Source organism: Labrys okinawensis (genome assembly GCF_047345005.1).
Taxonomy (GTDB): domain Bacteria; phylum Pseudomonadota; class Alphaproteobacteria; order Rhizobiales; family Labraceae; genus Labrys; species Labrys okinawensis.
Genome location: NZ_CP178864.1, coordinates 3,983,009 through 4,003,400, shown reverse-complemented (window position 1 = coordinate 4,003,400; position 20,392 = coordinate 3,983,009). Strand labels below are relative to the sequence as shown.

General features: G+C 64.4%; 18 protein-coding genes and 1 riboswitch. Of the genes, 7 read left to right on the top strand and 11 right to left on the bottom strand.

The annotated features are described in order from the left end of the window. Window positions 1–7: 7 nt before the first annotated feature. A complete protein-coding gene (trpE, locus tag ACMDCR_RS18770; RefSeq protein WP_413988067.1) occupies window positions 8–1,519 on the bottom strand; it encodes an anthranilate synthase component I in 1,512 nt (503 codons plus the stop codon). Window positions 1,520–1,528: 9 nt separating this feature from the next. Continuing rightward, complete coding sequence (locus ACMDCR_RS18765) at window positions 1,529–3,424, bottom strand: peptidylprolyl isomerase (RefSeq protein WP_413988066.1); 1,896 nt, start codon at window positions 3,422–3,424, stop codon at window positions 1,529–1,531. Window positions 3,425–3,669: 245 nt separating this feature from the next. Here ACMDCR_RS18765 and tpiA point away from each other — a divergent pair, with 245 nt between their 5' ends. Together tpiA and ACMDCR_RS18755 are read left to right on the top strand one after the other, a co-directional pair. Further along, window positions 3,670–4,431: a triose-phosphate isomerase gene (gene tpiA / locus ACMDCR_RS18760; protein WP_413988065.1), complete on the top strand. Its 762-nt coding sequence runs from the start codon at window positions 3,670–3,672 to the stop codon at window positions 4,429–4,431. Beyond that, window positions 4,431–4,898: a GNAT family N-acetyltransferase gene (locus tag ACMDCR_RS18755; RefSeq protein ID WP_413988064.1), complete on the top strand. Its 468-nt coding sequence runs from the start codon at window positions 4,431–4,433 to the stop codon at window positions 4,896–4,898. The genes tpiA and ACMDCR_RS18755 overlap by 1 nt, the downstream gene beginning before the upstream one ends. Here ACMDCR_RS18755 and ACMDCR_RS18750 read toward each other — a convergent pair. Further along, on the bottom strand, window positions 4,844–5,203 hold the full coding sequence (locus ACMDCR_RS18750) for a cupin domain-containing protein (protein ID WP_413988063.1): 360 nt from the start codon (window positions 5,201–5,203) through the stop codon (window positions 4,844–4,846). The two genes, ACMDCR_RS18755 and ACMDCR_RS18750, sit on opposite strands and share 55 nt — an antisense overlap. A gap of 115 nt (window positions 5,204–5,318) precedes the next feature. Here ACMDCR_RS18750 and tehA point away from each other — a divergent pair, with 115 nt between their 5' ends. Continuing rightward, window positions 5,319–6,302, top strand: coding sequence for a dicarboxylate transporter/tellurite-resistance protein TehA (gene tehA, locus ACMDCR_RS18745; RefSeq protein WP_413988062.1), 984 nt, complete (start codon window positions 5,319–5,321; stop codon window positions 6,300–6,302). 132 nt (window positions 6,303–6,434) lie between these two features. Here the strand turns inward: tehA and ACMDCR_RS18740 are convergent, their stop codons facing one another. From ACMDCR_RS18740 to ACMDCR_RS18705, 8 genes are all read right to left on the bottom strand, one after another. Further along, window positions 6,435–6,776 (bottom strand): hypothetical protein, encoded by a 342-nt coding sequence (locus ACMDCR_RS18740; protein WP_413988061.1) that lies wholly within the window; start codon window positions 6,774–6,776, stop codon window positions 6,435–6,437. Between the two features lie 276 nt (window positions 6,777–7,052). Next, window positions 7,053–7,904 carry an ABC transporter permease gene (locus tag ACMDCR_RS18735; RefSeq protein WP_413988060.1) on the bottom strand — a complete coding sequence of 284 codons (852 nt, stop codon included), beginning with the start codon at window positions 7,902–7,904 and terminating at the stop codon, window positions 7,053–7,055. 5 nt (window positions 7,905–7,909) lie between these two features. Next, window positions 7,910–8,818, bottom strand: a complete 909-nt coding sequence (locus ACMDCR_RS18730; protein ID WP_413988059.1) for an ABC transporter permease — start codon at window positions 8,816–8,818, stop codon at window positions 7,910–7,912. Further along, on the bottom strand, window positions 8,815–9,876 hold the full coding sequence (locus ACMDCR_RS18725; protein WP_413988058.1) for an ABC transporter ATP-binding protein: 1,062 nt from the start codon (window positions 9,874–9,876) through the stop codon (window positions 8,815–8,817). The genes ACMDCR_RS18730 and ACMDCR_RS18725 overlap by 4 nt, the downstream gene beginning before the upstream one ends. A 148-nt stretch (window positions 9,877–10,024) precedes the next feature. Continuing rightward, the gene (locus ACMDCR_RS18720) at window positions 10,025–11,209 is read right to left on the bottom strand and encodes an extracellular solute-binding protein (protein WP_413988057.1); all 1,185 of its coding nucleotides are present in this window, start codon (window positions 11,207–11,209) and stop codon (window positions 10,025–10,027) included. Window positions 11,210–11,240: 31 nt separating this feature from the next. Further along, the gene (locus tag ACMDCR_RS18715; RefSeq protein ID WP_413988056.1) at window positions 11,241–11,984 is read right to left on the bottom strand and encodes a FadR/GntR family transcriptional regulator; all 744 of its coding nucleotides are present in this window, start codon (window positions 11,982–11,984) and stop codon (window positions 11,241–11,243) included. A 213-nt stretch (window positions 11,985–12,197) separates the two neighbouring features. Continuing rightward, window positions 12,198–12,569, bottom strand: a complete 372-nt coding sequence (locus ACMDCR_RS18710) for a hypothetical protein (protein ID WP_413988055.1) — start codon at window positions 12,567–12,569, stop codon at window positions 12,198–12,200. A gap of 21 nt (window positions 12,570–12,590) precedes the next feature. Continuing rightward, window positions 12,591–13,673, bottom strand: coding sequence for a 2'-deoxycytidine 5'-triphosphate deaminase (locus ACMDCR_RS18705; protein ID WP_413988054.1), 1,083 nt, complete (start codon window positions 13,671–13,673; stop codon window positions 12,591–12,593). Between the two features lie 78 nt (window positions 13,674–13,751). Further along, window positions 13,752–13,832: riboswitch (SAM riboswitch) on the top strand. Between the two features lie 34 nt (window positions 13,833–13,866). Between ACMDCR_RS18705 and ACMDCR_RS18700 the strand changes: the two genes are divergently transcribed. The 4 genes from ACMDCR_RS18700 (at window position 13,867) to xdhC (ending at window position 20,391) form a co-directional block, all read left to right on the top strand. Further along, a complete protein-coding gene (locus ACMDCR_RS18700; protein WP_413988053.1) occupies window positions 13,867–15,075 on the top strand; it encodes an O-succinylhomoserine sulfhydrylase in 1,209 nt (402 codons plus the stop codon). Window positions 15,076–15,468: 393 nt separating this feature from the next. After that, window positions 15,469–16,944 carry a xanthine dehydrogenase small subunit gene (gene xdhA / locus ACMDCR_RS18695; protein WP_413988052.1) on the top strand — a complete coding sequence of 492 codons (1,476 nt, stop codon included), beginning with the start codon at window positions 15,469–15,471 and terminating at the stop codon, window positions 16,942–16,944. Further along, window positions 16,934–19,249 (top strand): xanthine dehydrogenase molybdopterin binding subunit, encoded by a 2,316-nt coding sequence (gene xdhB, locus ACMDCR_RS18690; RefSeq protein WP_413988051.1) that lies wholly within the window; start codon window positions 16,934–16,936, stop codon window positions 19,247–19,249. The genes xdhA and xdhB overlap by 11 nt, the downstream gene beginning before the upstream one ends. Before the next feature lie 107 nt (window positions 19,250–19,356). Continuing rightward, window positions 19,357–20,391: a xanthine dehydrogenase accessory protein XdhC gene (xdhC, locus tag ACMDCR_RS18685; RefSeq protein WP_413988050.1), complete on the top strand. Its 1,035-nt coding sequence runs from the start codon at window positions 19,357–19,359 to the stop codon at window positions 20,389–20,391. Window position 20,392 lies beyond the last annotated feature (1 nt).

Here is a 20,392-nt window from a genome sequence, read left to right as displayed (position 1 = left end):
TCCCAGGTCACTGCCCGCGTCCCGGCTGCCCCGCAAACCGCACTGCTTCCTCGGCGGCGCGGAACAAGGCCTTGGCCTTGTTGATGCATTCGGCCTGCTCGCTGGCGGGCACGCTGTCATAGACGATGCCGGCGCCGGCCTGGACATGCATTGCACCGTCCTTCACCAAGGCGGTGCGCAGCACGATGCAGGTGTCCATCTGGCCGTCGGCGCCGAAATAGCCGATGGCGCCAGCATAGAGGCCACGCTTGTCTTTTTCGAGCTCGTCGATGATCTGCATTGCGCGCACCTTCGGTGCGCCCGAGACCGTGCCGGCCGGAAAACCGGCGGCCAGAGCGTCAAGGGCATCATGGCCGGAGCCGATCCGGCCCTCGACATTCGAGACGATATGCATGACGTGGCTGTAGCGCTCGATGAAAAAGCGGTCGGTGACGTTCACCGTACCCACCGCAGCGACATGGCCGACATCGTTGCGGCCGAGGTCGAGCAGCATGAGGTGCTCGGCAAGTTCCTTGGGGTCGTTGAGCAGCGAAGCCGCGAATGCATCATCCTCGGCCTTGCTCTTGCCGCGTGGGCGCGTACCGGCGATCGGGCGCACCGTGACCTTGCCGTCGCGAAGGCGCACCAGGATCTCCGGGCTTGAGCAGACCACCGAGAAGCCGTTGAGCTGCAGATAGACCAGGAAGGGCGCTGGGTTGATGCGGCGCAGAGCGCGGTAGAGCGAGAAGGGCGGCAGCTGGAAAGGCGCCGAGAAGCGTTGCGACAGCACCACCTGGAAGATGTCGCCGGCCTTGATGTACTCCTTGGCGCGTCCCACCATGGCGAGATAATCGGCCTCGCTGGTGTTGGAGATCTGCGCAGCGTGCAGGCCGTCGAGGTCGATGGTCTCGGCGAGCTTGGGTGTCGGGCGGTCGAGGCCGTCGACGATGGCCATCAGCCGCTCCTCGGCCCTCAGGAAGGCCTGCCTGGCGGTAACGCCCTGCTGCGGGCGCACCGGCGTTACCGCCGTGATGGCGTCGCGTACAGCGTCGAACACCACCATTACGGTCGGGCGCATCAGGATCGCGTCGGGGATGCCGATGGGATCGGGCTTGTCGGCAGGCAGTTCCTCGACGAGGCGCACCATGTCATAGCCGAGATAGCCGAAGAGGCCCGCTGCCATGGGCGGGGCGCCCTCGGGCAGTTCGATGCGGCTTTCGGCGATGAGGTCGCGCAGCGTCTGCAGGGGATGGCCCTCCAGCGGCTCGAACACATCGGTCGAGACGTGCCGGTTTATCGAGGCCTTACCGTTCTGGCAGCGCCAGATCAGATCGGGCTCGAGGCCGATCATCGAGTAGCGCCCACGCGTGGCGCCGCCTTCCACCGATTCGAGCAGGAAAGCGTTGGGGCGGTCGCCGGCCAGCTTCATGAAAGCGGAGACCGGTGTTTCCAAATCGCCGACCAAGGTCAGCGTGACGATCTGAGCCTTGCCCGCGGCATAGTCAGCCGAGAAGGCTTCGGAGGACGGTTCGAGAAGCATGGACAGGGCTCAGAAGCTACGGGTGCCGACGACGCGGTCGACATTGGTCTGGTTGATGGTCACACCGAGCTGATCCTGGACCTTGGCGACATATTCCGTGATCAGGTCCTGGCCGATGGCTGCAGTGAGCTGCTTGCCGGTAGCGACCGTCTGGTCGGCTTTCGGATCGAGCTCGGGGATCACATTGTCCTCGACGTGGAAGATCAGGCGATCTGTGCCGTTGGCGGCCATGGAGGAGCCGAAGCCCTTCAGCGGCGTGGCAAAGACGGCGCTGACGGTCGCTGGCGGCACGGGGGCATTCTGGCCGCTGCGAATGAGGTCCCAGGCCGGCATGATCTGTGCATTCACGCTCTTGGCCATGTCTTCCAGGGTCTTGCCGCCATTCATCTGCTTGACGAGATCGTCTGCCTTCTGGCGAAGCCTGTTGGCCTTTTCGTCGACGCTCCAGGCGGCGATGACATCGGCCTTGGCTTCGTCGAGTGTGCGGTCCCGCGAGGGCACGACATTGTCGATCGAGAACCACATCAGGCCCTGGTCGCGGCCATCGATCGCTTCGGGATCCGAGCCCTGCTCGGTCTTGAACAAGGCGGGAAGCACCTGCGTTGCCAGTGGAACCTCGATCTGCTTGCCCGTGGCATCGAGACCCTGCGCATCGACTGGGGGCACGCTCACGGCCTGCAGCTTCAGCTTGGTCGCGATATCCTTGAGCGGAGTGCCGCCCATGCGCTCGTCCTCAATGGTATCGCGCAGGTTCCTCAGCGCTTCCTGCGCCCGCTGCTGCAGCAGTTCGGCGCGCGCTACATCCTGAGGCGTGACCACCTTGGTGACCTTCACGATGACATTGGTGAGCGTGCCCTGCACGGCGCCGGAGGTGGCCCCTTCCGCGAGGCCGAACGCCGCGTCGGCGATCTTGGAGTCCGTGAGTCGCGATCTGGTGACGGTTCCGAGTTCAGTGTCCTCGGGCGCCAGCTTGCGCTCGGCCACCAGTCCCTCGAAGGTGATCTGGCCGGACGCGATCCGCGCTGCCGCGGCCTTGGCCTCATCCAGCGAAGGGAAAGCGATCTGCTCGACAGTGCGCTGCTCGAGGCCGGCGCCCTTGTCATTCTCGGTGGCGAGGCGGGCCTGGACATCGGCGTCCGTCACGGTCGCGGCGGAAGCGATCTGCGCGGGGTTGACCAGCAGATAGGTGAGGCTGCGCAGTTCCTTCGTGCGGAACTGGCCCTTGTGCTCGTCATAGTAGCTCTGCAGGGTGGCGGCGTCCGGCTGGCCGACATCGCCAACAGAGCTCTGCGGCAAAGCGAAATAGGAGATGTTGCGCTTCTCCTGGGTAAAGCGGGCAGCGGCCTGCAGCATGGTCTGGGACACCGGGCCACCGACGGCGAAAGCCTCGTTCATCTGGCCTCGAAGGTAGAACTCGTGCTGCTGCGCGAAGAACATGCCCTCGTTTAGCCCGTTGTCCTGCAGCAGGCGGCGGAAGCTGGTGGCATCGAAAACGGGTGGCTTGCCGGGTTGGCTGATCTGGAAATTCGGGTCATTCATCACGGCCTGGACCATCGCAGCCTGATCGAGGCCGAGGTGGAGCTTCTTGGCCTGTACGTCGAGAGCGGTGTCGGCGACCAGCGAATTCAGCACCTGCCTGTCGATCTGCAGGCTTCGCGCGACATCGGGCGTCACCGCCTGGCCGGTGGCCTGGGTGATCATGGTCGTGCGGCGTCGATAGGCATCGCTGAAGGCATTGCCTGAAATCGGCGTGCCGCCGACAGTGGCGACATCGGTGGAGGTGTTGCCATGGAGCCAGCCCTCGACACCCCACAAGCCGAAGCTTCCGATCAAGAGAAACATGATCACAGCCGTGACGATCTTGGCTGGTCCCTTGGTCATAACATTGCGGAATGAGCTCAGCATAGGTGTCTTGGTTCCATCAGGCGGGAGCGGCCGGCAGCCTCCCCAGAAAAGCGGCGCATCATAGGGATGAGGGCGTGGCGTCGCAATGGTGGGCGCATGTGTTTCTTGTAACCTCTGCACAGCGCCTTTGACATTCCGGCTGCGGGTTTCCTGCGGATCCCGCCGCGATATGCCCCCAACGTCTTGCTCAGACCCGGGCAGGTTGATAATCACCCGCAACCACTCGACAAGGAAGGATAGAGAGCATGACTGCGACGCGGCCGCGCCCGCTCATTGCGGGCAATTGGAAGATGAACGGTCTCCTCAAGGGAGTCGGTGAGCTTGAAGCCATTGCCTCCGGCATCGCCGGTGGCGGCGCCGGCCATGCCGAGACGCTGATCTGCCCGCCCTTCACTCTGATTGCCCGCTTTGCTGCGGCTGCTGCCGGCCAGCACATCAAGATTGGCGCGCAGGACTGCCATGCCAAGCCGTCGGGTGCCCATACCGGTGACATTTCCGCCGAGATGCTCAAGGATTGCGGCGCGAGCTATGTCATTGTCGGCCATTCCGAGCGACGCACCGATCACGGCGAGACCGACGCCGATGTGAAGGCGAAGGCCGAAGCGGCGCAGCGCGCCGGCATCACCGCCATCATTTGCATCGGCGAGACCCGGGCCGAGCGCGAATCGGGCAAGGCGCTCGAAGTCGTCGACGTACAGCTCGCGGGCTCCCTTCCGCCCGGTGCCACCGGGGCCAATGTGGTCATCGCCTACGAGCCGGTCTGGGCCATCGGCACCGGCCTGACGCCGACCACCGGCGACATCAAGGAAGTGCATGATTTCATCCGATCCAAGCTCATTGCCGCGCTTGGCGAGGAGGGCCACAACGTTCGCATCCTCTATGGCGGCTCCTGCAAGCCAAGCAATGCGGCCGAATTGATGGGCGTCGACAACGTCGACGGCGCCTTGGTCGGCGGCGCCTCGCTTAAGGCGGCCGATTTCCTCGGCATCGCCGCGGCCTATCGCTGATGAGCGCACGCATCCGCGGGGCGGCCGGCGAAGAGGACACGGGCTTCATGCTCGGCCTCAGCAGCCGCCTTGCGGGCGTGATCGAGACCAGCCTGCACGAGGCCGATGATATCGTGGCATTCCAGGACGCCTATTCGGCCGCCAATCTCAAGGATCCTCCGCCAGATTCGCTGACCCTGATCGCTGAAGGCGATGGCGGCGAGCGGCTCGGCTTCCTGCATGCTCTGCCCGGCCCCGATGGCATTACCGGCAGGAGCATCGGCTATGTCGCGCTGCTGGCTGTTGTCGAGGCGGCGGAGGGACGGGGTGTTGCCCGGTTGCTGCTGGATGGCGCGGAAGCCTGGGCCCGGGCAAAGGGCTATGCGGCCTTGTCGCTCGATGTCTTCGCGAGCAATGGCCGAGGGCGGCGCTTCTATGAGAAGAACGGCTTTGCGGTGGAGACGCTGCGCATGGTCAAGCCGCTATAGGCGCGTCTGGGTTTCACCACTGCTTTCGGCTGCGGCCTGTCGGTGCCGACCTGCAGCGAGCGTACATTGTGCTGGCCGCTATGGGGCAGGATGGCGACATCGCCTACCTCCAGCAGGATGCCATGCTGCTCGCCGACATCGAGGAGGCAGCCGCCATGGCTGACGATATGAAAGGGCGCCCAACCCTGTTCCTCGTGGTCGTGCCAGGATGCCCATTGCGCGCCGAAGCTGGAGAGTTGCTGCAATTGCGGTCGCACCCGCAGGAGAGGCGCCAGGCCCGCGAACGCATCTGTCTTCTCGTCCATCACAGCCTCCAACCTGATCCGCCCAGCTAGACTATTGCGCCGCGCAGCGAGGTATCGGACTGCCTTATTCGGCTATGATACTGGGCACAATCAAGGAGAGATCTGGGAGCGACCGATGACACCTGCCAACTTCCGTTACCCGCCGGCCGCCTTCTTCGGCATTCCCCTCGGACTTCTCGCGCTCGGTCTTTTGTGGCGGGGAGCCGAGAAGCTTTGGCAGTTGCCACCGAGCATATCGGAGGCCATCCTGGCCGTAGGCGCCGTTGTGTGGGCGTTGATGATCGTGCTGTTCGCCGCCAAATGGCTGTTCGCCTCGCCCGAAGCGAGGGCCGAATTTGCGGACGCCATCCAATGCTGCTTCATCGGTCTCGCGCCGGTGACGACAATGCTGACGGCACAGGCGGCTCTGCCTTATTCGCGCGGCGCTGCATTGTTGCTGGGGACATTGGGCGCCATGGGGGCGATTGTGTTCGCGGTGTACCGCTCGGGCGGCCTGTGGCGAGGCGGGCGCGAGCTTTCGTCGGCAACAGCCATCCTCTATCTGCCAACGGTCGCCGGCAGTTTCGTAACGGCTTCGACCCTCGCGGCCCTCGGCTGGCCCGACTGGGGGCAGCTTGCCTTCGGCGGCGGCGTGTTCTCCTGGCTCGCGATCGAATCCGTGCTGGTCAATCGCCTGCTGCATGCGCCGACCCTCGCCGAGCGTCTGCGACCGAGTCTCGGCATCCAGCTGGCTCCGCCGGCGGTTGGGGCGGTCGCCTATCTGAATGTCAGTGGTGGCCACAGCGATGTCTTCGCCATGGCGCTGGTGGGCTACGCCATTCTGCAGGGCCTTATCCTGCTGCGGCTGCTGCCCTGGATCATGGCGCAGCCCTTCTCGGCTGGTTATTGGGGCTTCAGCTTCGGCATCGCCGCCCTGCCGACGGCGGTCGTTCGCCTCGCAGCGGAGGGTGGCAGCCAACCCATGCTGGTGCTGGCGCCGATCTTATTCGCCATTGCCAATATCGTGATCGGGATCCTTGCAATCGGCAGTCTCTACCTCCTGATCCGCGGCAAGCTGCTGCCTCCGCCCGCACCGCTGCCGACGGCCACCAAGGCGTAAGGCTGGCGGTCCGTTCTACGTTGAGCGGGCCGGTGAACCACGTTGCCTCGCAATGGCCGGCACATGCGATTGACCAGGAAGCAAAAGGAATGGCGGCCCCGGCCCGTTTTGTCGGTCCGGGGCCGGGACATCTCAGCGCCCATAGACGATGACCGGCCCGCCATAGACGACGGGCGGCGCGACATACACCACGCGGGGCGGTGCATAGACGACGGGCGGAGCTACGTAAGCGGGGCCAACGGCTGCGGCCGCGACGCCTGCAGCGGCTCCCACAGCCACACCGGCGGCCACAGCTCCCGCGCGGCAGCAAGGACCGTAATAGCCGCCATGCCAATAGCCGCCATAATATCCGCCGTGCCAGTAGCCACCGTGATAACCGTGGCCCCAAGCCACCCATCCTCCGGCTTGTGCGGGCGCCGCCGCGAGGGCCATGCCGGCCGCCGCGATGGAAGCAAGAACGATTTTGCGTAACATTGACGACATTCCAGATGATCGACACGGCCTACACCGTGCGATGACGCGTCGAGCCTGATCGCAAGTTCCGACAGACCCATGTCACGACGGCCTTCCAGCGACGATTGGCAGCCTGGCCATCGAGATCATGGGAGGATGATGCATCGCCTTTGTCAGTGACGTTTGACCCGAGCGCATCGATTTGTATCGATTTGTCTCATCCGCATTACCGTCTGTAACTTCTTGCCGCGGCTCGCTTCCGTAGCCCGCATCGGCCCGGCAAGCAGCGAGCACCCTTCAATGCGCCGGTTGCTTCTTCACCCTTGTCACCATCTGCGTCGGATTGATGAAGCGCAGCGCGATCACCAGCCAGATCAGCGTGCTCAGCATGTAGATCACCGCCATCGCGTCGATCGATTGTGGCGCCCGTACGCCCGAGGCGGTGACGGCAGCATAGAGCGAGACCACCAGCGTCTGGCTGTCTGACCCGGCGATGAGGAAAGTGAGCTCGAACATGGCGATGGTGCGCACCATGACGAGGAGCAGGGCGGCCAGAGCGCCCGGCAGCAGCAGCGGGATCAGCACATGCCGGAAGATCGAGGCGGTGCGGGCGCCGAAAACGCGGGCGGCGGCTTCGAGCCTCGGATCGATCTGCTCGATAAAGGGGATCATCACCAGGATGACGAAGGGCAGGGCCGGCACGAGATTGGCGATGATGACGCCTGCGAGCGTGCTGCCGAGGCCGACCTTGTAGAGGACGGTGGTGAGCGGGATGCCGTAGGTCACCGGTGGCACCAGGAGGGGCAGCAGGAAGAGCAGCGTCACAAGTTTCTTGCCCGGAAAGTCGCGTCTGGCCAACGCATAGGCGGCGGGAATGCCCAGCACGGCCGAGAGCAGCACGACCCCGAACACGGCCTCGAAGGTGACGGCGAGGACGCCTCCGATGCCGCCAAGCTGGAACTCATCCCAGGCCGAGGAGTACCAGCGCGTGGTCCAGCCTGCCGGCAGCCAGGTGCCGAGCCAGCGCGTGGCAAAGGAGCTCACGACCACCGTGGCGATGATCGCGATCAGGTTGATGACGAAGAAGATGGTGAGGGCCCAGACAGCCGTAACCCACAGGCGCTCCGTAAGCGGGCGGGATGCTTGCATCGGCTTCAGCCCTTTCCACCGCCGGCCGGGCCGCGATAGGCCAGCGACCTCAGCCCGAGCACGATGGTAATGACGACGAGCAGGATCGCTCCCATGATCATCGCGATCGCCGAGGCCATGGAGTAGTCGTAGAGCTCGGTCGCCGCCTGGTAGGCGGGGATCGTGATCACCCTCGTCGGCCCGGCCGGTGCGCCCAGCATCACCGCCGAAGGGTAGACCGAAAAGGCCTGTACGAAGCTCAGGCAGAAGGTGACCGCAAGCCCTGGGATCAGCAGCGGCAGGAAGATGTAGCGGAATCGGGCGGCTGGCCTTGCCCCCAGTGTCGAGGCGGCATTCTCCAGCGCCGGGTCGATGCCGGTGACATAGGAGAGCGTCAGCAGGAAGGTGAAGGGAAAGCCGGTGATGACGAGCGAAAGGAAGACCCCCCAGTAGTTGTGAACGAGCCTGGCCTGGCCGAGGCCGAGGGTGACAAGCACGCGGTTGAACCAGCCCTGAGGACCGAGATAGTTGAGAAGACCCTCGGCCACCAGCACGGTGCCGAGCGTGATCGGCAGCACCAGTATGGTGGTGAGCAGGCGCTGGTGGCGCATCAGCCGCACCCGGAAGGCCACCGGGATGGCGGCGAACAGGTTGAACACCGTCACGGGCACGGAGATCCACAACGTGGTGGCGATGGTGCCGTAGAGCGCGGGATCACTGAAGAAGGTGATGTAATTGCCGAAGACGGAACCATCCTTCGGGCGGAAGGATAGCCAGAGGCCGTAGAAGAAGGGGTAGATGAAGAGGGCGAGGAGGAAGAGCGCGGCCGGCAGGACCAGCAGGGTCACGCCGTCGATGCCGCGTGCGGCAAGGCGTGCCTTGAGGCCGACTTCCACTTTCGCGTCGTTGGGGACTCGCGTGCTGAGGCTGGTCATGCCGCGGCCTCGTTGAACACGAGCACACGGGCTGGATCGGCGGCGAGGCGCACCTGCTCACCGGGGTTCATGCGACTGGCGGAGCGGAAGAACACCTCGCTGCCGCCAGGGCCTTTGGCGGCGCCGAAGAAGGCATGGCCGCGATATTCGCAGATATCGACGACGGCCGGGAAGCCGTGCTCGCCAGCCTGCAGATCCTCGGGTCGGATGGCGGCGACCGCTGTCCCGCCGGCCAGGTTCTCTCTTGCGGAACCGTCGAGCGTCTCGCCTCCGACATTCAGTGAGACGGTGTCGCCCATTGTGCCGACGATGTCGCCGGGCAAGCGATTACGGAAACCCATGAATTCGGCGACGTCAAGGGTCGCGGGGCGCTGATAAAGCTCCTCCGGCGTGCCGATCTGGCGGATCTCGCCGTCGCGCAGTACCACGATACGGTCGGCCAGCGAGAGTGCCTCGTCCTGGTCATGCGTGACATAAAGCGTGATCGACCCGAGGCCGGCGTGGATGCGGCGGATCTCCTGGCGCATCTCGAGACGGAGCTTGGCATCCAGGTTCGACAGGGGCTCATCCATCAGCACCAGCGGCGGTTCGATGGCGATGGCGCGGGCGATGGCGACGCGCTGCTGCTGGCCGCCCGACATTTGACCCGGGAGCTTCTGCGCCTGGTTCGACAGGCGCACGGTTGCGAGCGCCGCATCGATGCGCTTGGCGGCCTCCTCGCGCGCCACGCCACGCATGCGCAGGCCGAAACCGACATTGTCGCGTACGCTCATATGCGGGAAGAGCGCATAGTTCTGGAATACCATGCCAAAGCCGCGATCCTCCGGGCCGAGCGTGTCGATGCGCTTGTCGTCGAGCCAGATCGAGCCGCGAGTCGTAGGCAAGAGGCCGGCGATGCAGTTCAGCGCAGTCGACTTGCCGCAGCCCGAAGGGCCAAGCAGGGCGATGAACTCGCCGCGCTTGACGTCGAGGGAGAGGTCCTTCAGGGCGTTCATGGCGCCGAAATCGCGCCCCACGCGATCGAGCTTCAGGGTCTTGAAGGTGTTCAACGCGGACATGGTAGCCACCGGAAGATGGAGCGCGGAAGTTGAGACTGGGTATCTCCCAGCCGTCGAGAAATCTTGTCAAAACAAGGCACTGTCATCCCCGGCCGAGCGCAGCGGGGGGAAGGGGATGACATGCGGTGCTTTCGCCCTTGTCGTGTCCTCACTTGGTCTTGGCGGCGCCGACTTCCTTGTCCCAGATGTTGAACGCCTGCACCATCCGGGCTGGGACGAGCGGCAGTTCGGTGGGATTGTCGGCGATCAGCTTGTCATATTCCGGCCGGCCGAACCCCTTGATGGCGTCCTGGCTGTCCTGCGGCGCCATGTCGAGCGTGACGTTCTTCACTGCAGGGCCGGGATAGAAATAGCCCTGGTCATAGGTGTAGGCCTGCTGTTCGGGCGTGAGCATGAAGGTGATCAGGTCAAGCAGCACGGCAATTTTCTCTGGCGCCAGGCCCTTGGGGATGCAGGCGTAGTGGGCGTCCGTCACCCAGTGGAAGCCTTTGAGCGTGGCGATGGCGGCATTCTCCGGCACCACGCCAAGAACGCGCGGATTGATGTCCCAGCCGGTAGTGGAGACGATGATGTCGCGCGAGCCCTCGCCGAACTCCTTCATCACCGCGGCGGTACCGGTGGGATAATATTCGATGTTTTCCCCGAGTTCCTTGAGATAGGCCCAGGTCTTGTCCCAGCCCTTGACCGGATCCTTCGGGTCGGCGTCGCCGAGGATATAGGGCAGTCCCATCAGGAAGGTGCGGCCCGGGCCGGAATTGGCCGGACGCGCATAGAAGAAACGGTCCTTGTTGGCCTTGGCATAGGCCATCAGTTCCTCGGCGCTGGTTGGCGGCTTCGACACCCGCTCGGGCGCATATTCGAGCAGCGGACCGGATGGATAGTAGGAGACGACGACGCCCGCTCCACTGGCGAGGCCCTGCATCTTGGCAGCCGGTGGGATCAGGATGTCGTCAAGCTTGGGCAGAGAACCGGCAAGATCCGGCAGGAGCTGGACCCAGATTTTTTGGTCGAGGCCGGCCGAGAGGGCGTCGGTGCCGGTGAGCACCAGATCGATATCGACGCTTCCCGCATCCTGCTGCGCCTTGAGCTTGCCTGGCAGTTCCGGGGCAGGGGCCTTGGCGAAGTTGATCTTAGAAACGAGATTGGTCTTGGCCTTGGCATAGTTCTGGATCGCCTTCTGGGTGAGGGCGAGGTTGCCGGCGACGTCGACGATGTTGAGCGTCACGGGGGAACTCGGCAGAGCCGGTGCCTGCGCGCGGGCGCCGGTCACGCCAAGGGTGAACAGGCCGGCGCCCATGCCCAGCGCTTGACGTCGAGTGAAGGATGAAGTCATGAAACCCTCCCAGGTTTGGTGTTTTGTCGGTCTAGGGTGTCGTTATTCCGCGCGTGGCGCGCTTGACCTGCCCTGACTGGCCGTCTTCCGCAGCATCCATCAGGAAATAGGTTTCGACATTGGCGATGTGATTCTGCATCGCCCGCCGCGCGGCCACGCCATCCCGTGCCACGATGCAATCTCGGATCGCCTCGTGGTCGGCCATGTTGGTACGCAGCTTCTTGGAATTCTTGGTGAGTTCGCCGAGGCGCGAGAAGATCTGGCCGCGCATGTCGCCCCAGAGAAGTTCGACCATGCGGACATAGACGGAATTGCCGGTGGCCCCGGCCACGCCGAGATGGAAGGCACGGTCGGCCTCAAAGGAGTCCTCGCCCTTGAGGTATTCGCGCCGATACCAGGCCAACGCTTCATCGAGGCGCTCGATGTCCGCGGGCGTGGCCGACTCGGCGGCGACGGCGGCGATCTCGCCCTCGATGTTCCGGCGTGCAGCGAGCAATTCGAAGGCACTTGGGCCGGCATCACCCACATCGTCTGCTCGCGGCGTGCCATCACAGACATAGCTGCCCGTGCCGGTCTTCACCTCGACGAAGCCCGAGATTTCCAGCGCGATCATCGCTTCACGCACCACAGGACGGCTGACGCCAAGCTTCTTGGAAAGGTCGCGTTCAGCAGGGAGGCGAGTGCCGGGCGGCAATTCGCCCGAGCGGATCAGCCCGACGATCTGCTCGGCCACCTGCTGAAACAGCCTCTGCGAGGCGACCGCCTGAAATGGCATAACCTGCCCATGCGCATTGTTGTTGGTTATTCATCAGACTAACAGAGCCGCTCAAACAATCAAGTGGCTAGGTGGCCTGACCAAAACGGGTGACGCAAGATTGGAGTGTCGATCACCGATCGACAAGCTTGAAATGGAGCGTCGACGGCGGAGGAAGATGGCGATCGGTGATCGACACTCCCTGCGTAGCGATGATCGTCGCTCTACTTCACGCTACTTCACGTTCGGCATCAAACGAGCGGCAGCATCCGGCTTCACCGCGAGAAACTCGATGTTCGTCGTACCCTTGAGTATCTTGCGGGCGACGTTGTCGCATAAACCCGGCGCCACCGGCTGACGCTTGGACGAGAGCTGCTGGCCGCCCTTTTTCGCGGGTGCGCCCTTCAGGGCACGGATGATGTCGTCGTAGCGCGACTTCATTTCCGGCTTGATGATAAAATTGGCGGGGCAGTCCCGCACGATGCCGAAGGACACCGAAGCCTCTGCCATCTGGTGGCAGCTCACACCCGGCATGCACTCCTGCTGGGCCGCCGCCGGCGTCGCAAGGAGCAAGGAGAGAGCGGCGATCGCGTAGCCTGCCTTCATGGATCTCGCCTCCTCGACGGTTCATCTGAAATGCTTGGAGAGCTTCAGCGCCTGGCCCTGATAGTTCGAGTTGAGCCCGGCCCCATAGAGAATCCCGGGCCGCTCCAGCATCTTCTCATAGATCAGGCGCCCGACGATCTGTCCATCCTCGACGATGAAGGGCACTTCGCGCGAGCGCACCTCCAGCACGGCCCGAGCGGCTTCCATGCCGTCGGGCGAATAGCCGAAGCCAGGATCGAAGAATCCGGCGTAATGCACGCGAAATTCTCCAACCAGCGGATCGAAGGGCACCATTTCAGCGGCGAAGTCCGGTGGCACATGCACGGCTTCCTTCGAGGCGAGGATGTAGAACTCGTCCGGGTCAAGGATCATGTCGTTCTTGCCGCGATGAGGAATCGGCTCCCAGAAGTCGAGCATGTCGCAGGCGCCGCGCTTGTCGACATCGATCACGGCCGTGTGGCGCTTGGCACGGAAGCCGACAATGCCGTCATTGAAGCCGGTGAGATCCACGGAGACGGCGACGCCGCCTGCGATATCCGGATCGGGCGTTGAAACCAGGCCCATGCGGCGCTGTAATTCGCGCAGGGCCATGTCCTCGATGCGCGCCTCGCCCCTGCGGAAGCGGATCTGCGACAGGCGCGAGCCGGTGCGCACCAGCACAGGGAAGGTTCGGGGACCGATCTCGGCATAGAGCGGTCCGTCATAGCCGGCCTCGACCTGGTCAAAAGCTCGGGCATGATCGGTGATCACGCGCGTGAAGACGTCGAGACGGCCGGTCGAGCTCTTCGGATTGGTGGAGGCGAGCAGCCCCTCCGGCATGGCGAGGCTTTCGAGCAGCGGCACGATATAGACGCAGCCTGTCTCCAGCACCGCCCCGTTGGTGAGGTCGATCTCGTGCAAAGCGAGGTCGGCGATGCGTTCGGCCACCGTAGCGCGCGGGCCCGGAAGGAAGCTCGCCCGCATGCGATAGGCCTTCGTGCCCAGGCGCAAGTCGAGGCTCGCCGGTTGCACCTGGTCTGACGCCAGAGGGTGTTCGATGCGGATGGCGCCCTTCTCGACGAGGGCCGAAATCGCCTGGGAGGGCAGGATGCCTTGGGAGTGCATGGGTCTCGCTTTTTTCTGCTCCCCGCCTTGCTAGACGAAACGATCCATTGACGCCACGGGGCAGCGGGTCTACTCAACAGCCTTCGTCGTGGTGGATTTGGGCCGGCCGGCTTGCAGCCACGTAAAACAACTTGCTAAAGGGGCCGTGGGAAAGAGCTGAAAGGCTCCACTTGCGGCTATTGGGATGCCGCAGATGACCAAACATGTCACCACCGCTCGCTCCACCCGGGAATTGCGCCCGGCGACCCGGCTCGTCCATGCCGGTACGCTGCGTTCGCAATATGGCGAGACGTCCGAGGCTTTGTACCTGACGCAGGGTTTCGTCTACGAGACCGCCGAACAGGCCGAGGCGCGTTTCAAGGGCGAGGATGTCGGCTTCATCTACAGCCGCTTCTCCAACCCGACGGTGGCGATGTTCGAGCAGCGCATGGCGGAGCTGGAAGGCGCCGAGGCGGCGCGCGCCACAGCCTCCGGCATGGCGGCCGTCACCGCCGCGCTGATCGGACAGCTCAAGGCCGGTGATCACGTCGTCGCCGCCAAGGCGCTTTTCGGCTCCTGCCGCTATGTCATTGAAGAACTGCTGCCGCGTTTTGGTGTCCAGTCGACCCTGGTCGACGGCACCGAGCTCGACCAGTGGCAGGCGGCGGTACGGCCGGAGACCAAAGTCTTCTTCCTGGAAAGCCCTACCAATCCCACGCTCGAGATTCTCGATATTGCGGCCATCGCCACGATCGCCAAGAGTGCCGGCGCCACGCTGGTGGTCGACAATGTCTTCGCCACGCCCCTGCTGCAGAGCCCGCTGCAACTCGGCGCCGACTGCGTGGTCTATTCGGCCACCAAGCATATCGACGGGCAGGGCCGATGCCTCGCCGGTGTGATCCTGGCTTCGGAGAAGTTCATCACCGACTACGTCCATACCTACCTGCGCCAGACCGGCCCCTCGATCTCCCCCTTCAATGCCTGGGTGATGCTCAAGGGGCTGGAGACATTGGAACTGCGCGTGCAACGCCAGCTCGAAAACGCCGCCAGGGTGGCGGATGCGCTTGCTGATCACAGGGCGGTCGAGCGCGTTATCTATCCCTTCCGCCACGACCATCCGCAGATGGAACTCGCCCGGCGCCAGATGAAGGCCGGTGGCACGCTGGTGACCTTCGAGATCAAGGGCGGCAAGGCGGCAGCCTTCAGAGTGGCCAACGCCCTGCGCATCACCCGAATCTCCAACAATCTGGGCGACACCAAGAGCCTGATCACCCACCCTTCTACCACGACGCATCAGCGGTTTGAGGAAGACCAGCGCCTCGGCATGGGCATCCGGCAGGGCATGCTGCGTTTCTCCGCCGGCATCGAGGACTCGGTGGATCTGATCGAGGACTTCAACCAGGCGCTTGATAGAGCGGGGTGAGGGTTCCCCGGCAGCGGCCACAAGCGGTGTGCCGGTCTTCAGACCGGCACACCCGGGACCGAGGTGGTAAGATGCCGGTCTCAAGACCGGCACGCTGATCCTGGACCGCCCGCTTTCCAGCGGGCTCTGGGAACCGCTTCGGTTGCCGGCAAGAAAGAGGCCTGCTGGAAAGCCGGCGGTCCCAGATTCCTCTTTCCGCCGCCACAAAAAGAGGCAATCATCGGCTTGCTCTATATGGAGGCAGCCGGCGGCATGGCATTAGAAATATCGACAGGCGGGCTGGCCAGGCAAGCTGGACGCCTTGTCTCGAATCGCTTTGGCTTGCCTCTTGCGACGCAGTATCATGTTAGCCGGCTCGCGGTGACCCGCTGGCCGTACTGCCGGGGCAACTGAATGCGCAACTCCGTTCGTTACTTGCGCAACGATGTCGTCGAGATCATCGAGGAGCTCGATCCCAGAGAGACTCTGCTCGATCATCTGCGCCTATCCAAGCTGGCCGTCGGGACCAAGGAAGGCTGCAACGAGGGCGATTGCGGCGCCTGCACGGTGGTGCTCGGCCGCATCCGCGACGGCGAGCTCCACTACGAGCCCGTCAATGCCTGCATCACGCTAACCGGCATGGTCGACGGCTGCGAAGTCATCACCGTGGAGGACCTGGCGGAGGGCGAGATGCTGCATCCGGTCCAGCAGGCCATGGTCGATCATCACGGCTCGCAGTGTGGCTTCTGCACGCCGGGCATCGTGATGTCGCTGTTCGCTCTCTATCAGGACGGCGCGCGGCCGGTGACCCGTCAGGCCACCACCGACCAGCTTGCGGGCAATCTGTGCCGCTGCACCGGCTATCGGCCGATCATCGACGCGGCCCAATCGGCCTGCGCTGCCCCGCCTGCCGACAGGTTCGCCCGTGCCCGCGCAGGCAAGCGGCAGGCCTTGATCAACTTACAGGACGAGATGGATGTGTTTGTGGGTGACGAGCAGCGTTTCTTCGCCGCCCCAGCCTCCGTCGATGCACTCGCCCGCCTCTATCTTCAGCACCCCGATGCGACGCTGGTGGCCGGCGCTACCGATGTCGGGCTGTGGATCACCAAGCAGTTGCGCGATCTGAAGAAGATCATCTGGCTCGGCCGGGTGGCGAAGCTCGACCGGCTGACTATTGCCGATGACGGCGTCTCGATGGGCGCCACAGTCACCCATTCGTGTGCCTTGCCGGCGCTTGCGGCCATCGATCCAGACCTTGGCGAATTGATGCGGCGCTTCGGCTCCACGCAGGTGCGCGCCTCGGGCACGGTGGGTGGCAACATCGCCAATGGCTCGCCGATCGGGGATCTCGCGCCGGCCCTGATCGCGCTCGGCGCCAGGCTCTATCTGCGCCGGGGCGAGGAGGGACGTGCCCTGCTTCTGGAGGATTTCTTCGTTGGTTACGGCAAGCAGGACCGCCAGCCCGGTGAATTCGTGGTGGGCCTTGCGGTGGTCAAGCCCGGCGAGGACGAAGCTTTCCGCTGCTATAAGATCTCCAAACGCTTCGACGAGGACATCTCGGCCGTGATGGGCGCCTTCAAGTTCACCTTGGCCGAGGGACAAATTGTCTCTGCCCGCGTCGCTTTTGGCGGCATGGCGGCGACCCCGAAGCGCGGCCTTCATACCGAGGCGGCGCTCGCCGGCATCGAACTCGACGACTCCTCGAACTGGGGCAGGGCGCTCGATGCTCTCGCGGTCGACTACCAGCCGATCTCCGACATGCGCGCTTCGGCCAGTTATCGGAACGAAGTGGCGCGGGCGCTGTTGATGAGGGCGCTGGTTGAGATCGCCGGAGCCGAAAGCTCCGAGACGCGGCTGACCGGTCACAGGGAGCGCGCCGATGCTGCATAAACCCGCGACTTCTCCCGATACCGCTTCTGTCTCGCAGGCGTTGCCGCATGATTCCGCTACACGGCATGTGGCTGGAGCCGCGCTCTATATCGACGATGTGCTGGAGCCGGCGGGAACGCTGCATGTCGTGCCTGTGGGCGCCAAAATCGCGGCCGGCAAGATCCTCGCCATGGATCTCGACGCGGTCCGTGCGGCGCCCGGTGTCGTGACAGTGTTGACGGCAGCCGACGTGCCGGGCAGGAACGACGTCTCGCCCGTGCAATTCGATGTCGATCCCTGCCTTGCTGAAGAGCGCATCGAGTTCCATTCCCAGGTGGTGTTCTGCGTGGTCGGCCGTACGCGCGACGAGGCGCGGCGAGCGGGTAGGCTGGCCAGGATCACCTATGAGGAGGCTGCTCCTGTCGTCAGCGTCGACGAGGCACTCGACCATGGCGGCGAGGTGATGCCCGACTACGTCTTCGGCCAGGGCGATCCAGATGCGGCTCTCGACAAGGCCGAACACCGCCTGCAGGGCTCGATCCGGGTTGGCGGGCAGGAACATTTCTATCTGGAAGGCCAGGTCGCGCTGGCGACGCCCGGCGAAGCCGGGGACATGCACGTGCTCTCCTCCACCCAGCATCCGAGCGAGGTGCAGCATGTCGTCGCCCGTGTGTTCGGCGTGGCGGACGCGGCAGTGGAATGCGCCGTGCGCCGCATGGGTGGCGGCTTTGGCGGCAAGGAGAGCCAGGCCAGCCAGTGGGCGGCGCTGGCGGCCCTTGCGGCCCGTGTCACCGGTAAGCCCTGCAAACTCCGGCTCGACCGCGACGACGACATGGCGATGACCGGCAAGCGCCACGACTTCCTGGTCAACTACGATGTCGGCTTCGATGATGAGGGCGTGATCGGCGGCTACGACATTACTTATGCCGCGCGCTGCGGCTATTCGGCGGATTTGTCGCTCGGCATCTGCGACCGCGCGATGTTCCATGCGGACAATGCCTATTTCCTGGGCGATTGCCGCGTCGCCACACGCCGCATGAAGACGAACACGGTGTCCAACACCGCGTTCCGCGGCTTCGGCGGGCCGCAGGGCATGATGGGGATCGAGCGCGTCATCGATGCCATCGCCTGGCGGCTCGGCCGCGATCCGCTCGATATTCGCAAGGCGAATTTCTATGCGCCCGGCCGGGATGTCACACCCTTCGGCCAGACCGTCGAGGACAACGTCATCCTCGACCTGGTTGAAACACTGGAGAAGAGCTCGGAGTATCGGGCGCGCCGCAGGCAGGTCACTGCTTTCAACGAGACCAGCGCCATCCTTAAGAAGGGCATTGCGCTGACGCCGGTGAAATTCGGCATCTCCTTTACCCTCATTCATCTCAACCAGGCCGGCGCGCTGGTGCATGTCTATTCCGATGGTTCGGTGCATCTCAACCACGGCGGCACCGAGATGGGGCAGGGGCTCTACCAGAAGGTGGCGCAGGTGACCGCGGATGTCTTCGGCATTGGCGTCGACCGCGTGAAGATCATGGCGACCTCTACCGCAAAGGTGCCCAACACCTCGCCTACGGCCGCCTCCTCGGGCACGGATCTCAATGGCATGGCTGCCCGCATCGCGTCGCGCACGATCCGCGACCGCATGGCCGCCTTCGCCGCCGGCGAGTTTGGCGTGGCAGTCGAGTCCGTCGAGTTCCGCGGTGGCCACGTCACGGCTGGCGACAAGAAGATCGACTTCAACGAACTCGCCCGGCAATGCGTGCTGGCGCGCATCTCGCTCTCCTCGACAGGCTATTACCGGACGCCCAAGATCCATTGGGACCGCCCGGCGGGGCGGGGACGGCCTTTCCTTTATTTCGCCTATGGCGCTGCCTGCTCTGAAGTTACCGTCGACACGCTTACCGGCGAGATGAAGGTCGACCGCGTCGACATCCTCCATGACGTCGGTCGCTCGATCAATCCGGCCATCGATATCGGCCAGATCGAGGGCGGCTTCGTGCAGGGCATGGGCTGGCTCACCACCGAGGAATTGGTGTTCGACGGCAAGGGGCGCCTCGCCACCCACGCACCCTCCACCTACAAGATACCGACGGCCGGCGACATTCCCGCTGATTTCCGGGTGGCGCTCTATGACAACCAGAATCGCGAAGATGTGGTGGGTCGTTCCAAGGCTGTAGGCGAGCCGCCGCTGATGCTGCCGATCTCGGTGTTCTCGGCCATCGCCGATGCCATCCACAGCCTGGCGCCGGGCGCACCGGTTCTGCTAAACGCACCGGCCACTCCTGAAGAAATATTGAAGGCTATCAAAGCCATTATGCGACCGAGTTGAAGTGATATATAAAAACGGAGTGACGGTCTCCGACCGCCATCTGCCTATCCGATGAACGACCCGGGTCCAATAGTGGCGGTCGGAGACCGCCACACCATGGGGTGCCGATGTCCATCTTCGACACGCTGAAGGCCATGATCGAACGGGACGGCCGGGCCGTGCTCGTCACCATCACGGCTGTACGTGGTTCGAGTCCGCGCGAGGCGGGGACGCGCATGGTGGTGCGTGCGGATGGGGCCTTCTCCGGCACGATCGGCGGCGGTGCGCTCGAATGGCAGGCCCTTGCGGAGGCGCAGGCGCTGCTCTCGGGCGGGGGGAGCCGGATGCGGACGCTCGACAAGGCGCTCGGCCCAGATCTCGGTCAGTGCTGCGGCGGACGCGTCAAGTTGATGCTGGAGCGGCTGGAGCGCGACGATCTGTCCTGGCTGGCCGGGCTGGTTGAACCATCGGCCCCCGGCGGCCGGGTGGTGATCGGTACGCCCCAGCCTCACGGCACTTATGTGCGCCGTTGGGCCGATGCGGCCGAAGCCACCTTATTGCCGCAGGGCGAGAACGAATGGCTTCTGCCTGACGGGCGGATGATCGAGAGTCTGGGGCTGCGCAACCCGCCCGTCTATCTCTTCGGTGCCGGCCATGTTGGCCGCGCCCTGATACTGGCCTTGGCGCCCCTACCGCTCGACCTCATCTGGTGCGATTCCCGGCCCGAGGCCTTTCCCAGCCGCGTGCCGCAGCGCGTGGTACTTCGGCGGGAGGCCGAACCGGAAAGGATCCTGGCCGACGCGCCGGATGACGCCCGCATCCTGATCATGACGCACAGCCATTCGCTTGATCTCGCCATTGCTTCGGCCGCGCTCTCCTCCGGCCGCTTTGCCTATGTCGGGGTCATCGGCTCCGACACCAAGCGGGCGCGCTTCGTCTCGCAGATGCGCCAGGCGGGGCTGACGCAGGCGGCCATCGACAGGATGGTCTGCCCCGTCGGCATTCCCGGGATCGAGGGTAAGGAACCGGCGGTGATCGCCGCCTCGGTCGTGGCCCAGATCTTGCTCGTGGAGAGCAATCGAGCGGCCAAGTCCTCGGCTCTGCCGAAGGAGGCGCCGGTTCTACACCGCTCAGTTGGGGAAAAGCCGCGTCGTAATGTCTGAG